The following is a 16,007-nucleotide window of genomic DNA, read 5'->3' on the forward strand; positions in this document are numbered from 1 at the left end:
GTTAGTTGCTTTTTTCAATCCGGAACATCCCCGGCTTTTCTTCTATAAAGTTAAGATTTAAAGGCCGACAAACATAGTGTAGTACCTGGTGAAAGTCCGCCTCTTTGTTGAAATTTCCACTGTAAGAGAAATTAATATCTTCAGCCACCAGCAACCGAATATTATATTGACGTTCAATTTCGGCGAATACTTCACGGATGGGGCGTCCGGTGAAAATAAATTCATTCTTAATCCAGGCAATTGCCTGCTTGCTTTCAACTTGCCTTTTCTGGAACGCATTGTCTACCCACTCCGCTTTTTCATTCGGGAGCAAAATAACCTGATCGGTCTGAGCCGGATTACTCACCTTCACTTTCCCGGTCAGGCAAGTCACGCGGTAGTTATTCTCCCGGGCGTAAATATTGAAACTGGTGCCCAACACTGTTGTCAATCCATTTCCGGATTCAACCTGAAAACGACTTCCCTTCCGCACCTCAAAATAGGCCTCACCTTCGAAACTTACTTTACGCTCCACAGACCACCAATACGGATGATAGGAAAGGGAGGAACCGGCATTGAGCTGCACTTGGGAGTAATCGGGCAGCTCGGCCAAAAAATGTTCTCCGGCGGGAATCGTATAAGACTGTGTGTAGAACCGTAGAAAACCTGTTATCCCTAAAAGAACCAGGATGACAGCTGCTGCGGCCCATTGAACCACTGAGCGACTCAGGGAGATGACGCGCACCTCCGTTTGCGGCGCTGCCAGTTTAGCCACCAGTTTTCCCCATATTTCTTCTTTGGGTTCATCCCACTTAACGGTCAGTCCGGCGTTCAGATCTTCAATCTTCTCCCACTCCCGGTCCGGCAAATTCGTATGTCCTGATTCTGTTTTCATGGTCAACTTAATTTCGATTTTAGCTGGCTTAAAGCAGCACTCATCCTTTTTTCTACCGCTTTCACGCTTAGATTTAACCGCTCGGCGATCTCATGGTATTTTAAACCATCCAGACGGCTCATCAAAAACACAATTCGTTGTTTTTCAGACAAGCTTCCAAGCGCAACTTCGTAACGTTCTTTCAGCTCATTAAATTCCAACTTTTGCTCAGGCGATTCATCTTCAACATCAAACTTCAACTGTTTAAAATACTCCCATTCAATTTTTTGGCGCCGGTACCTGCTGACAAACAAATCGGAAGACATTTTATACAGTAAGCCCACATTATCTTTCGGCTGGTAGGGAATTTGTTTTTCCCAAAGCTTCAGAAAAGCTTCCTGCGCGAGGTCAGTTGCCAACTCTCGGTCACCCGATCTGTAGTAGAGGTATCGGCGAATGTCGTCGAAACTCCGATCAAACAATTGTTTAAATTCCTGAGCTGTCAATTTTTCAAAACGTTTTGTGCAACAATCACTTCCTCAAAATTCCTTCAATCATTTTCCGATTGAGAATTTAAGGAATTTCCGGGTCTTTTCATGTGTCTACCGCTTCAAAACGAACTTACCCCACCTAACTGCTAAATATTTTTGTAATTTTCATGTCCAAACAAAACAGAAAACGGCAACATGAAAATATTCCCATTGATCATACTGGTGTTTGCTTTCACACAGGCATGCAACAGTCAAAACACTACCAAAAAGGAACTTCCCATTGATTTAGTTGCCTGCAAAGCCGACAGTATTCTACTACAAGAAAAAATGGTTGAATTTGCCACCGACAATCATTTGCCAACCGGCGAGCTGGTTTTCAAAATCGGGAAAAGTTTCCTGGGTTCACCCTATGTTTCGCATACGTTAGAAACAGGGAAAGACGAAAAACTGGTTGTGAATTTGCGGGAACTGGATTGTACAACCTTTGATGAAACCTGCCTGGCATTGGCACTGACCATTAAAGCCGGAAAAACCGATTTTGGATCGTATGCCGGGCAACTGGAGCAAGTTCGCTACCGAAACGGCATTCGTAACGGCTACCTTTCTCGTCTGCATTACTTTAGCGATTGGCTGTACAACAATAGCGAAAAAGGATTGGTATCGCCACTCGACAAAAGCTTTCAGAGTTCTTTTAATAAGAACATCAATTTCATGTCGACACACCCTGCCAGCTATCCGGTTCTGAAGAGCAATCCGGAACTGGTAGCTCAAATTGCAAAACAAGAAAAAACGATCAGCAGCCGTGAGTTCTATTTTCTACCCAAAGAAAACTTAAAGGTAAACGAAAAGCAGTTGCAGGATGGCGATTTTGTTGGGATAACAACCAGTATTGCCGGCTTGGATATTGCCCATGTTGGTTTGGTTATTTGGGTTGATGGACGGGTTCATCTGCTACATGCATCTTCGGCGCTAGAAAAAGTCGTCATCTCAGACCAACCGTTGGCCGACTACCTGGCTGCAAAAAAGTCGTTCACCGGAATTATGATTGCGCGACCTCAATAAGTCAACGCACTTTGCCCGCTGAGATTTTTAAATCCCGGGGTTCCTTAAAAAATTTTACATTTGCAGGTTGAAAACAGTTTAGCAACGAGCATGCATGAATAACGAGACCGCATTTTACTGGCTAAATTCATCATGCAAATTCCCCTTTGCTCTGCATGAATTCAATGAAATGACCGAATGCAACAGACAGATACGGGGAAGGAAAATATAAACAGATGAAAACATTCTCTCAGAAACTTACGGTAGCTCTCTTAAAAGGAATTGCTTATCTACCTTTTCCGGTTTTGTACGCCTTGTCCGACTTCTTTTTTGTACTAATCTTTTACGTCGTTGGCTATCGCAAAAAGGTGGTGTACCAAAACCTTCGGAATTCATTCCCGGAAAAGACAGAAAAAGAGATTGACGAAATTGCCCGAAAATACTACCATCATTTTTGCGACCTGTTTATGGAAACAGCAAAGTTTAACCGCCTTACGGCCGAAGAAATGGACAAACACATTCGCTATGATCACCTTGAGCGGTTAAATGACGTTTTCGACCAGGGAAAAGGAGTGCTGTTGATCTGCTTTCATTACAACAACTGGGAATGGAACGCGACTATGATGCAATTCCTCAAGCATGAATTCTTGATGGTATTCAGCCCGATGAAAAACAATCCATCCATGGAGAACTATGTCACCCAAATGCGCACCAAATTTGGGGCACTGAAAGTTCCCATGCAGAATGCTCCAAGGGCCTCCTTCAGTTTGAATAAAGGGCCAAACTACGGAATTATGTGGCTGGCTGCCGATCAAACACCTCCGGCAGCATCGCAATACTGGACCACCTTTTTAACCCAGGAAACCCCATTCTTCAGTGGTCCTCAAAAAATTGCATTAAAAACAAACACACCTGTTTTTTTCCACTACATTCATAAAGTAAAGCGCGGCCAATACGTTGCCGACTTCTTCGAAATGACACCACATCCTGCGCAGGACGGAGAGCATGCAGTTCTGTTGGATTATGTCGATATTGTTGAAAAACTGATTCGGAACAAACCGGAATACTGGTTGTGGTCGCACAGACGATGGAAGCACAAACGCCAGGAAAAACAGGAGCTCTTACCGAGAAACAAAGAAAACCGATTTGAGAAGCAGATTGACGAGATGCTGGAACGATTGGAGAAAATTGAATCCATCTAAAAATGAGAATTAGCAGTCAGTGTATGAAAATAGTAGCGGTCTTTGTGATGCTAGTAATGAGCAGTCAACTTAAGGCCCAGTCAGAATCTCCGGATCACCTGAAACAATGCCTGGCCAATGTTGATGATGCCTGGTTCTACGCGAATGAAACAGCCACGACGCTGGAATTCAACAACAGTGCATCAACACTGGATGATGTCCGGAGTTATTGTTTTGAAGCTCTGACAACGATGGACAGCGTTGATCTGAAACTCCAATTAGCGATTTACAGCGCTACCGATGCCGCCTTTGCAGCCAAAGACAAAGGTGATACGAGCCTTTCGTCAACTCTTCAGCAACAGAAACCAAACCTGCAAGCCGCTTCCAAGTCGATTGCTGAATCACGGAAATATTTGAGCTCGGTACTGGATGAAACGGACTTAACGGCGATCAACCAAAAGCTATTCGACACGATTGAGCATCTAAACGACTGCCGCCAGTCTATCCGGGATTTTCAGCGCAACCTGAAAAAAACGACTAAAAAAGCAAAGTAGCAGCCATTCAAAAATTTCATTTTCAAAAATGGTATTGTTTTTGAATTCGTTGGCGTAAATAATTTTCACATGAAAAGATCATTTACACTACTATTCGCTTTGATGCTCCTGCTTGGAGCATGCAAAACAGCACAAACTAGAGCATCACAGGAAAAACCCCAACCGGAAAGTGTTGAAACCACACTCAATAATCGTTGGCTACTGAATACCATCAACGACGAACCAATAGAAAATAGCGCGAAGGAAATTTTTCTTGAATTCCGCCTACCGGAAAGTCGCTTTTTCGGGAATGCAGGCTGCAACTCATTTAACGGACAGATTGAGATCAAGGAATCACAGTTAAAAATTGGTCATGTTCTGGCAACAAGAAAGTATTGCATCGATAATATGGAGTTAGAAGACCGGTTGATCGGTATGCTGAGCCAAAGCGAATGGATAGTCGAATTGAATGATCATCAACTGATTTTATCGAATGCCAAAAACAAGCTGGAATTCAATCAAGGAGAGAAAGAAACAGAATAATCAAATGCAAGTGAAAAAAGAAATCCCGGCTATAAACCGGGATTTTCTTTTAAATTCTGTTATGCTAAAAAACTAAATAAGCTATTTACGGAAGAACTGTATCGCCCATCAGGTAGCGGTCTACTTCGCGAGCTGCCGCTCTTCCTTCATTGATTGCCCAAACAACCAAAGACTGACCACGACGAGAGTCACCTGCAGCAAATACTTTCTTCAGGCTGGTTTTAAACTCACCATATTCGGCTTTGTAGTTTGAACGGCCATCACGCTCGAACTCGAGTTCTTCAGCGATCTTATCTTCCGGCCCAAGGAAACCCATAGCCAGTAAAACCAAATCAGCTTCCAAACGACGTTCTGTTCCCGGAATTTCTTTCGGATACATGCCGCCTTCTTCGGTCCGAGCCCATTCAATGTTCACCGTGTGGATAGCAACCAGGTTACCTTTATCATCACCTTCAAACTTTTTAGTCATCACCAGGTACTCACGAGGATCTTCACCTTGTTTGAAAATGGCTTCGTGCTGACCGTAATCCACTTTGATGGACACCGGCCATTCAGGCCATGGATTTACTGCACGGTTACGTTCAGCAGCCGGTTTCGGTAAAATCTCGAATTGTTTCACGTTTTTACATCCGTGACGCAGCGAAGTTGCCACACAGTCGGTACCGGTATCACCACCACCGATTACAATTACATTTTTACCTTCAGCAGAAATATATTGACCATCCTTCAATTCACTATCGAGTAAACTTTTGGTGTTGGCACGTAAGAAATCCATCGCAAAGTTAACGCCTTTCAGCTCTCGTCCCGGAACTTTCAGATCACGAGGATTGGTCGCGCCATTGGCTAAAACAACCGCATCGAACTCTCTGTAAAGTTTTTTCGCGCTGATATCTTTACCAACTTCAACACCAGGTTTGAATATGATTCCTTCGGCTGCAAGAATATCCACCCGACGCTGAACAACTTCTTTGTCCAGTTTCATGTTCGGAATTCCATACATTAACAAACCACCAATACGATCATCGCGCTCGAAAACAGTCACCAGGTGTCCGGCTTTATTCAACTGTGCTGCAGCTGCAAGACCGGCAGGTCCTGAACCAACAACAGCGACCGTTTTACCGGTACGATATTCAGGTGGTTCCGGAACAACCCAACCGTTTTTGAAACCAAAATCGATGATTGTTCTTTCATTATCATGAATCGTAACGGCAGGCTCATTCAATCCTAACACACACCCGGCCTCGCAAGGAGCCGGACAAACACGTCCTGTAAACTCCGGGAAGTTATTGGTGTGGTGCAAGCGATCCAAAGCTTCGTGCCAGCGACCATGATAAATCAGGTCATTCCATTCCGGAATGAGGTTGTAAACCGGACAACCGGAAGCTCCATTGTGCATCATTTCGCCACGATGACAAAACGGAATACCGCAATCCATACAACGAGCGCCTTGTGTTTCACAAGTTTCTTTATCGCGCAGAACGTATACTTCGTTCCAATCTCTTAGACGCTCTGCAATCGGACGAGTTGGATTGGCAACTCTTTTATATTCTAAAAATCCTGTAGGCTTTCCCATTTTTTCTCTCCAAAAATTGAATTACTTTTCCAAAGACATATCGAATGCTGCATCGATGATATCGTCTTCTTTTTCATATTTACCGGTGCTGCGTGCTTTTTCGATGAATCCAAGCATGCGTTTGTAGTCAATTGGAAGAACCTTGACAAATTTAGACAAGCTATATTCCCAATCTGACAAGATGTATTCGGCTACAGCAGAACCTGTTTTTTCAAGGTGCTTTTCAATCATAGCTTTCAACTCAGCTTGTTCAGCAGCAATTTCAACTTTTTCCAAACCAATCATTTCCATATTACATTGACTTGGGAATGATCCGTCAGCATCAAGAACATATGCGACACCTCCTGACATACCAGCTCCGAAGTTGCGTCCGGTTTTACCCAGAATCACCGCTTTACCGCCAGTCATGTATTCGCAACCATGGTCTCCGATTCCTTCGACAACCACATTTGCACCAGAGTTACGTACACAGAAACGTTCACCGGCAATACCACGCATGTAAGCCTCGCCACCTGTTGCTCCGTAGAAACAAACGTTACCTACAATAATATTCTTCTCCGGAACAAACGGTGCATTTTTATTTGGGTAGATCGCTAAATGACCTCCGGATAAACCTTTTCCGAAATAGTCGTTCGCATCCCCTTCAACTTCCAGTTCGATACCTTTACACATAAAGGCTCCGAATGATTGTCCCGCAGAACCAGTCATCTTGAAATGAATCGTTCCATCCGGCAAACCTTCTCCTTTATGTACTTTGGTTACCTCGTGAGAAAGAACAGTACCAACGCTACGGTTCGTATTCACAATCGGGAACTCACCGTAAACTTTTTCACCTGTTTTGATGGCATTTTGAGCAGCTTTAACAAACTCCCAGTCTAAGATTTCATCCATCAGGTGATTTTGATCTTTCGTTTTATATAAACCTTGGTCTTCGCCGTTTTTCTCTTTGTACAAGATCGGGCTCAGGTCCAGATTTTTGTATTTCCAGTGATCTACATCATCTTTAAATTTCAGGCATTGAGACTGACCAATCATTTCGTTGATGGTACGGAAGCCCAATTCTGCCATAATCTCACGCAAACCGTTCACCAGGAATGTGAAGAAATTCACAACCCAATCAGGATTTCCAGGGAATTTAGCGCGTAGATCTTCGTTTTGCGTTGCCACCCCTACCGGACAGGTATTGCTGTGGCATTTACGCATCATTATACAACCTTCAACAACCAGAGCAGCTGTTGCAACTCCCCATTCTTCGGCACCTAACAGTGTTGCAATGGCGAGGTCGCGTGAAGTTTTCATCTGACCGTCAGACTGAACAGTAATCCGGTTACGCAAGCGGTTGCGGACCAATGTTTGGTGCGTTTCAGACAAACCAAGTTCCCATGGCAATCCGGCATGTTTGATCGAGCTCAATGGCGATGCACCTGTTCCTCCGTCAAATCCAGAGATCAATACAGCATCAGCTTTGGCTTTACATACACCGGCAGCAACAGTACCTACTCCTGTTTCAGAAACCAGTTTCACGTTGACACGTGCGTCGCGGTTACTGTTTTTCAGGTCGAAGATCAACTGTGCCAAATCCTCAATTGAATAAATATCGTGGTGAGGAGGAGGCGAGATCAAACCAACACCAGGAGTTGAACCACGTACGCGGCCAATCCATCCGTTTACTTTGTGTCCGGGCAGCTGACCACCTTCACCCGGTTTTGCCCCCTGAGCCATTTTAATTTGAAGCTCTTTGGCCATGCTCAGGTAATAGCTATTCACACCAAAACGACCGGAAGCAATTTGTTTTGTTGCTGAACACATGTCGTCGCCATTTGGCAATTTGGTGTAACGAATCGGGTCTTCACCACCTTCACCTGAATTTGATTTTGAACCAATACGGTTCATCGCGATTGCTAAGGTTGTATGTGCTTCCCACGAAATAGATCCGAAGGACATCGCACCGGTAGCGAATCGTTTCAGGATGTTTTCAGCCGGCTCAACTTCATCCAATGAAATCGGATCACGGTCTGAGTTGAAATCCATCAAACCACGTAAGGTGAAAGCTGCTTTGGTTTGATCATCAACAACCTGGCAATATTGTTTAAATGTATTGAAATCGTTTTTTCGTGTTGCCTGCTGCAGTAAGTTAACGGCTTTAGGTGAAAGCAAGTGACGTTCTCCGCCAACACGCCAATGATATTCTCCTCCCGGCTCCAGCACTTTTGAACCTCCCAAACGGGTTGGGAATCCCTGGCGGTGACGTGCCAATGCTTCTTTGGCAATATCATCAAGCGACAGACCTTCAATACGGCTAACTGTTCCGGTGAAGTATTTATCAACAACCTCGGAATTGATACCCAGAATTTCAAAAATCTGAGCTCCCTGGTAGGAGGCTAAAGTTGAAATACCCATTTTAGAGAAGATTTTCAATAAACCGCCATCTACTGCCTTAATATAGTTCTTAACTGCTTTCTCGGGAGTAAGATTTCCGAGTTTACCATCATTAGCTAATTGCTTAACGGTATCCAAAGCCATATATGGATTTACAGCTGAAACACCATACCCCAGCAAAACAGCTAAATGGTGAACTTCACGAACATCACCAACCTCCATAATAATGTCGGCCTTACCTCGCTTTCCAATGCGGATAAGGTGGTGGTGTACAGCTGAAGCAACCAAAACAGATGGAATCGGAGCATGATCAGTACTTACAGAGAAGTCAGACAACAGGATAATTGAGTATCCTTCATCAATTGCGTCCTCAACATAAGTACATAAACGCTCTAATTTTTTCTCCAACGTTCCCGGTTTACCATCGGCATGAAACACGATACTGATTTTCTTTGTTTGGAAATGCGCATGGTCAACATACGACAATTTCACCAACTGCTCATTGGTCAGTACCGGCTGCTCAATCGCAATACGACGGCAATGTTCCGGAGATTCTGTTAAGATATTTTTGAATCCACCCACATAAGTACGCAAGTCCATCACAATACGCTCCCGGATTGGGTCGATTGGAGGGTTGGTTACCTGGGCGAATAATTGTTTGAAATAGTGTGACAACAACACCGGACGATCGGACAAAACGGCCAATGGGTTATCAGCCCCCATTGATCCAATAGCTTCTTTTCCGGTTTCAGCCATTGGCTGTAGAAGCATTTCCATTTCTTCGTGAGTGAAACCAAATGCCTTTTGACGTCTGAACAGCGTTTTCTGATCCGGTTCCTTCAACTCCAAATCAGGAATTGATGGCAGATCGTCCAAATAAGTCATATTTTCTTTGACCCATTCGCCGTAAGGTTGTCCCGAAATAATTTCAGCTTTTACTTCTTCATCAGAAATAATGCGTCCTTGTTCCAGATCGGCAACGAACATTTTACCCGGTTGCAAACGACCACGGATTTTCACCTTTGTATGATCAACATCCAAAGCACCAGACTCCGATGCCATAATCAGCATATCATCATCAGTTACGCAATAGCGAGACGGACGCAGACCATTACGGTCAAGTGTTGCTCCAACTAAAACGCCATCGGTGAAACAAACAGAAGCAGGTCCATCCCACGGCTCCATCATTGCTGAATGGAACTCATAGAATTCTTTCTTCGCCTGCGCCATTTGAGGATCGTTTTGCCATGCTTCCGGAATCAACATCATCATAACATGCGGCAATGAGCGTCCACTCAAAACCATCATTTCGATAGCCATATCTAAGTTGGCACTATCTGATGCTTTCAGATCACAAATCGGGAAAATCATCTCCAGCTCTTCACGAGTGAAGAGTGTTGATTCAAGCAGGGCTTCACGGGCACGCATCCAGTTTACATTTCCCTTATTGGTGTTGATCTCACCATTGTGAGCAATGTAACGGAAAGGCTGTGCCAGCTTCCAACTGGGGAAGGTATTTGTCGAAAAGCGCGAGTGCACCAACGAAATGGCACTAACAGCTAACGGATTGGTTAAGTCTTTGAAATAAAGAGAAACCTGCTCTGTTGTCAGCTGTCCTTTATATATAATTGTCTTGTAGGAACAAGAAATGATATTCAACCCGTCGTATCCGAGACCGGCAACCGACTCGCGAGCGAGACGTTCTGTATATTTTCTAAATACAAAAAGTTTACGATCAAATTCATCGCCGGTCATATCATCGGGTTTACCGATGAACAATTGTTGAACGTACGGTTCAGTCGCACGGGAATCGCGTCCAAGATCCGAGTTATCAACCGGAACTTTACGATATCCCAATAGGGGCAAACCAAACTTATTGAGGTTTCTGGTAATTATATCTTTACACTCCGAGCGTTTTCGGTCATCCATAGGAAAGAATATCATGGCCACGCCATACTCACCGAAAGTAGGAAGTTTAATTCCATCCTTTGGGCATTCTTCCATGAATAGTTCATGAGGAATCTGAAGTAAAATCCCAGCTCCGTCCCCACTCTTAATATCATATCCTGTACCGCCCCTATGTTCCATCCTGGCCAACATAGCTAAAGCATCAGAAATAACACGATGTTGTTTCCGACCTTTCAGGTTAGCTACGAATCCAATCCCACAGCTACCGTGTTCAAATTCAGAGCGATAAAGACCCTGTTGTTTGGGAGTTTCTAACTGCATCTTTTATACATTTTTATTTTAATCATCTAAGTCTTGAACTAAGCCTCCAAGACACAACAAAATCACTGAACCTTAAGCAGTGATTTAAAACTATAAGCAAAACCCGCGAAAATCTTACGAAGTGAAAGCGAAAATAGCCATAAAATGAATATAATCCAACCAACCGTTTCCAAAAAGCATGCTCAAAAACATGCACTGTCCCCTTTACTTTTACAAATCAAATTCATAAAAAGGTGAAATCGAACAACTTAGAGTTTCGATATTATCCGGCTTAAAAAAACACCCGAAAATGAAAGATAACGATTAATTAACAGAATTACACTATTTCAACAACTTAGCAACTGATTCATCAACCTTTTTAAAGTTAAATTGAGCCAGTACAGCTTTCATTTTAGCATCAATTTCAGGCAGACATAAATTACCTAAACTTCCAGCATGTGTATGCTTAATTTCCTTACTCGGCTCGTAATTGCCAGCCTGAATTTCCATGCCAACTTTCTTGTATGCATCGCGAAATGGAATGCCTTCGATCACCATACGATTAACGTCCTCTACACTATAAACGTATTTATAGCGCTCATCGTTCAAAATATCCACTTTTACGGTTATTTCCGAAAGAGCAAAATTGGCAATCTCCATACAATTCCGAAGATCCTGAAACGAAGGCAAAAACACCTCTTTCACGATTTGCAAGTCTCTGAAATAGCCACTTGGCAGGTTATTTACCATCAAGGTAATCTCTGTAGGCATCGCCTGAATTTTGTTGCAATGTGAACGCAACAACTCAAAAACATCGGGATTTTTTTTGTGCGGCATAATGCTGGAACCAGTCGTCAGTTCATCCGGTAATTTTACAAACCCAAAGTTTTGGCTCATAAACAGACAAACATCGTAGGCCAATTTCGACAAAGTAGCTGCAATCGAAGAAAGTGCGAAAGCAACGATTTTCTCCATTTTACCACGCCCCATCTGCGCATAAACTACATTGTAATTCATTTGATCAAATCCCAGCAAATCCGTTGTCATTTGACGATCTAAAGGGAACGACGAGCCATAACCGGCAGCAGAGCCAAGTGGATTCTGATTGGCAATACGGTATGCTGCCTGCAGCAACAAGAAGTCATCGGCCAAACTCTCGGCATAAGCACTAAACCACAAACCAAAGGACGAAGGCATAGCGACCTGCAAATGGGTGTAGCCAGGCATTAATACATCCTTATATTTTTCGGCCTGAGAAAGCAGTGTTTGAAACAACCTCTCACCCAAACCAACAATTTCGCGAATTTCGTGACGGGTAAATAATTTCAGGTCCAGGAGAACCTGATCATTGCGGGAGCGGCCGCTGTGGATTTTCTTACCAATGTCGCCCAATTTTCGTGTCAACATGGTTTCGACCTGGGAGTGCACATCTTCAACACCATCCTCAATCCGGAATTCACTTTTTTGAGTTAGTTCATAAATTGACTTAAGCTCTGCCAAAAGAAGCTTCAACTCATCTTTCGGTAGCAGATTAATTTCGGACAACATGATTCCATGAGCCATTGAGCCTAACACATCAAAAGGTGCCAGGTATAAATCAAGCTCACGATCTTTTCCTACAGTAAAATCTTCAATCAGTTTATTGACAGAATAGCCTTTATCCCAAAGTTTCATTTTCAAAAAATTTTGCCCAAATATACTTATTTATATTGTTACAAAACGGTTTATTTTCCTTTACAAAACCAACCAAGGCCATACTTCCAGTGAGAAAAAAGCACAACTTTACGCAAATTTTCAAATTTAATGTTCAAAATGAAGTTAGGAACACACAATTCGAGACAACTGCTATTGACGGGATTTGCCGTGCTGCTTACAGTACTTGCTTACTATTTTGGACTATTCATTGACCTGACCGGAGACGCCGGGAAATATGGCGCTATTGCCCGGCATGTTTTTGAAAGCGGAGACCTGATTAATCTTAAAATTCACGGTGAAGCATACGATCAAAAACCACCATTGCTTTTCTGGCTGGCGGCACTGGGCTTCAAGCTGGGTGGATTACAGAACTGGACCTATAAACTGTTCCCTGTCATATATAGTATAGCCGGCATCTATTTTACGGCCAAATTGGGAGAAACCCTCTATAATAAACATACGGGGAAACTTGCTGTCGTATTCCTGGGCACTTCAGAAATCTACTTCCTCTTTACAATGGATGTACATACTGACCTGATCTTACAGGCAAACGTAACCCTTGCCATTTGGCAATTGGCCAACTATTTAAAAACAAGGAAAGCTTTAAACTTCATATGGGCCTTCGTTGCTATCGGCCTGGCAATGACGAGCAAAGGTCCCATTGGAGCGGCTATTCCAGCCTTTGCATTGGGCACACATCTAATTCTGAAAAAAGATTTCAAGCAACTTTTTCATCAGAAATGGCTCCTCGGAATAGCAATAGCATTTTTGATAGCCACACCAGCCTTCCTGGGTCTAGTAAATCAATTTGGATTGAAAGGATTGAAATTCTTTTTCATCACGAATAATTTAGGCCGAATTACCGGCGAATATGCAGGCAACAATACCGATCCATTTTTCTACCTACACAGTTTATTATACTTATTTATCCCTTGGAGCACCCTATTGATCTTCGCTATCTTCAGGGAATTCCGCCAAATTAAACAAGAGGGAACTAACAAAAGTGAATACTTAACCTTTGGTGGAATCTGGATCTTCTTTATTATAGCATCAATCTCCAAAGGAAAAGCACCGCACTACATATTCATGCTCATCCCCATGTTTGCCGTCATTTGCTCCAAATGGGTCAATATCCTTATTGAAAACAAAAATGGCAAAGCGCTCAAAATAGTTCTCTACACACAAAATACACTCTACACACTACTACTAATTTTCTCCTTAATAACGGCAACTTACTTGTTTCCCCCGAAAAAACTCATCTTGGTTGTGCCACTCATTGTAGCACTCGCAGGGTATATCCTCACTCTGAAAAGTAACTTCAGCTACAAATACAAATTAATACTACCGGGTGTACTCCTAATTTCATCCTTGAATATATACATCAACGCAAATGTGCTACCAAAGGCGTTCAGCTACCAAGCATCTACCCGTGCCGCCATACTTTATGACGTAAATGCAGAAGAGGGCGAAAAACTATATAATTACCTTTACCGACAATATGAACTTTTCTTTTATCCGAAGACGGAAACAATCCAACTCTACAGCATGGAACGTTTAAAAGAAAACCCGCCTGCTCACAACTTCTGGATATTTACTAATCAGGTAGGGCTGGACAGCATACAAAACAATGCCCAAATTTCAATTATTGAAAACCACCCCCTAAAAAACAGGGGTATGAACAGCGCAGGGTTACAATTTATATTACCCGACACACGAGAACTGTCTCTAAATACGATGTATCTCATAAAAGCATACCGCAAGTAGAAAAGCTGACATGCCCTGAATGAAATTGTATTTTTTTTATGTACACTTTTAGGAATAGACCAGAAGTTTAAATCGATTCAAAGAATACAAAACAGCTGACTGTAGCAAATAAACAAGAAAACATACTTGGTTCTCCTAACGAAAGCAACTGGCTTTGTCTAAATACTCAAGATCACCAAAACTGCTAATTAATCGAACGTTTTATCAGTATTACGCCCTTAAAACGAACGACTAGCTACAATCCAAATAATTTTTCTTAAAAAAGTCTAATTTACCAACAAACCGACAAATTGAAAAAAAACAAAGGAGCCATTTCTCAAAAAACATTACATTTTATCACAATACCCCCTAAATATAGGGCATATTCTACTAATTTGACATTTTTAGCACGATTTTACCTTCTTTTTCAAAGGGCATGAATGTTAATTTTGTATTAATTTGGAAAACACCCCCTATCATTTCGACCCTTCATATGAAAATATCTCTACTTTTGAACCTGAGACAAAAAAACAGGGGACCCTTTCAAAAAAAACGAGCATTTTAAAAGATCACACGTTAAAGCAAAACCAAACAAAATTTTTACTTAAAAAAGTTCAGTTAAACCCTTAAATTTTTTACATCATGAAAAAGACTTTTAGATTATTACTAGTTTTTGGACTTGCGACTATTTTTGCTTTAAACGTTCAGGCACAAGATGAAGAGTCATCATCTTGGGACATGGGATTAGATTTGACCAGTACGTATGTGTGGCGTGGTGTTGCATACAGCGGACCATCAATTCAACCTTACGTTGAATACTCATCAGGTATTTTCACAGTTGGTGCATGGGGATCTCAAGGATTCGACGGATTCCAGGAAATGGACACTTATGCATCTTTAGGATTTGACTTCGGTTTAAGCTTAGGTGTTACAGACTATTATTACCCAGGAACACAGTATGGAGACAAAACTTCACACTCATTCGAACTGAATGGTGGTTATGAAGTTGGTGCTTTCAGCCTTTCGGGAAACTACATTTTCGCAGGTGAAGGTTCTGTTGGTGATGACCTGTATTTTGAAGCAGGTTTATCTCTTGGTAAAGTAGATTTATTTGTAGGCGCCGGAGATGGATGGCACTCTACTGACGGAGACTTCAAACTGTGTAACATTGGTATCTCTACTTCTAAAGAAGTTAAAATCACCGATTCTTTCTCTCTTCCCGTTGCTGGTTCTTGTATTTGGAATCCAGACACAGAGCAATTTTACATTGTAGGGACAATTTCCTTCTAAGAACAATAAACACATTTTAATGAAACAACCAAGATTGGAAATATACCGATCTGGGGGAACTATTTCCAATCGTGGTTGTTCCATGTGACACCTAAAATATAAATTAATATCACATGAAAAAGATTGAGGCAATTATTAGAAAAACCAAATTCGATGAGGTAGTTGAAGCGCTACACGAAGTAAATATCGAATTTTTCTCTTACTGGGATGTTCGCGGTGTAGGCCAGACACGTCAGGAACGTGTTTACCGCGGTGTTGAATATGACACCAGCTCTATTGAAAGAACACTGCTCTCTCTTGTTGTGCGCGACAAAAATGTTGAAAAAACAGTGTTGGCAATTATGAAAGCCGGTAGAACCGGAGAAATCGGTGACGGTAAAATTTTCATCTCAAGCATGGATGAATCTTATCGCATCCGTACCGGAGAATTCGGAGACGAGTCATTATTCATTAAAGGTAAAGAAGAATAAAAATATT

General features: G+C 42.3%; 12 protein-coding genes. 7 read left to right on the plus strand and 5 right to left on the minus strand.

Annotated elements, in window-relative coordinates; translation table 11 throughout:
* Position 1: 1 nt before the first annotated feature.
* Positions 2–874 (minus strand): FecR family protein, encoded by an 873-nt coding sequence (locus GJV22_RS03270; RefSeq protein ID WP_163708629.1) that lies wholly within the window; start codon positions 872–874, stop codon positions 2–4.
* 2 nt (positions 875–876) lie between these two features.
* Entirely contained in the window at positions 877–1,359 is a 483-nt protein-coding gene (locus GJV22_RS03275) for an RNA polymerase sigma factor (protein ID WP_163708633.1), read from the minus strand.
* A gap of 180 nt (positions 1,360–1,539) precedes the next feature.
* Between GJV22_RS03275 and GJV22_RS03280 the strand changes: the two genes are divergently transcribed.
* The 4 genes from GJV22_RS03280 (at position 1,540) to GJV22_RS03295 (ending at position 4,642) form a co-directional block, all read left to right on the plus strand.
* Entirely contained in the window at positions 1,540–2,406 is an 867-nt protein-coding gene (locus GJV22_RS03280; RefSeq protein ID WP_163708636.1) for an N-acetylmuramoyl-L-alanine amidase-like domain-containing protein, read from the plus strand.
* 215 nt (positions 2,407–2,621) lie between these two features.
* Positions 2,622–3,587 carry a lysophospholipid acyltransferase family protein gene (locus tag GJV22_RS03285; RefSeq protein ID WP_163708639.1) on the plus strand — a complete coding sequence of 322 codons (966 nt, stop codon included), beginning with the start codon at positions 2,622–2,624 and terminating at the stop codon, positions 3,585–3,587.
* A gap of 23 nt (positions 3,588–3,610) precedes the next feature.
* Entirely contained in the window at positions 3,611–4,120 is a 510-nt protein-coding gene (locus GJV22_RS03290; protein WP_205461731.1) for a hypothetical protein, read from the plus strand.
* Between the two features lie 69 nt (positions 4,121–4,189).
* The gene (locus tag GJV22_RS03295; protein ID WP_163708645.1) at positions 4,190–4,642 is read left to right on the plus strand and encodes an META domain-containing protein; all 453 of its coding nucleotides are present in this window, start codon (positions 4,190–4,192) and stop codon (positions 4,640–4,642) included.
* A gap of 85 nt (positions 4,643–4,727) precedes the next feature.
* On the opposite strand, the gene GJV22_RS03300 is transcribed toward GJV22_RS03295, so the two are convergent.
* The 3 genes from GJV22_RS03300 to argH all read right to left on the minus strand — a co-directional run bounded on the left by GJV22_RS03300 (position 4,728) and on the right by argH (position 12,476).
* Complete coding sequence (locus GJV22_RS03300; protein ID WP_163708648.1) at positions 4,728–6,215, minus strand: glutamate synthase subunit beta; 1,488 nt, start codon at positions 6,213–6,215, stop codon at positions 4,728–4,730.
* A gap of 21 nt (positions 6,216–6,236) precedes the next feature.
* Positions 6,237–10,823: a glutamate synthase large subunit gene (gene gltB / locus GJV22_RS03305; RefSeq protein ID WP_163708651.1), complete on the minus strand. Its 4,587-nt coding sequence runs from the start codon at positions 10,821–10,823 to the stop codon at positions 6,237–6,239.
* A gap of 321 nt (positions 10,824–11,144) precedes the next feature.
* Positions 11,145–12,476, minus strand: a complete 1,332-nt coding sequence (gene argH / locus GJV22_RS03310; RefSeq protein ID WP_238480269.1) for an argininosuccinate lyase — start codon at positions 12,474–12,476, stop codon at positions 11,145–11,147.
* Between the two features lie 138 nt (positions 12,477–12,614).
* Here argH and GJV22_RS03315 point away from each other — a divergent pair, with 138 nt between their 5' ends.
* The 3 genes from GJV22_RS03315 to GJV22_RS03325 all read left to right on the plus strand — a co-directional run bounded on the left by GJV22_RS03315 (position 12,615) and on the right by GJV22_RS03325 (position 16,000).
* Complete coding sequence (locus GJV22_RS03315; RefSeq protein ID WP_163708656.1) at positions 12,615–14,261, plus strand: ArnT family glycosyltransferase; 1,647 nt, start codon at positions 12,615–12,617, stop codon at positions 14,259–14,261.
* A gap of 621 nt (positions 14,262–14,882) precedes the next feature.
* Positions 14,883–15,530: a TorF family putative porin gene (locus GJV22_RS03320; protein WP_163708660.1), complete on the plus strand. Its 648-nt coding sequence runs from the start codon at positions 14,883–14,885 to the stop codon at positions 15,528–15,530.
* Between the two features lie 113 nt (positions 15,531–15,643).
* On the plus strand, positions 15,644–16,000 hold the full coding sequence (locus GJV22_RS03325) for a P-II family nitrogen regulator (protein WP_163708662.1): 357 nt from the start codon (positions 15,644–15,646) through the stop codon (positions 15,998–16,000).
* Positions 16,001–16,007: the final 7 nt, after the last annotated feature.

Source organism: Mangrovibacterium lignilyticum (genome assembly GCF_010882175.1).
Taxonomy (GTDB): Bacteria; Bacteroidota; Bacteroidia; order Bacteroidales; family Prolixibacteraceae; genus Mangrovibacterium; species Mangrovibacterium lignilyticum.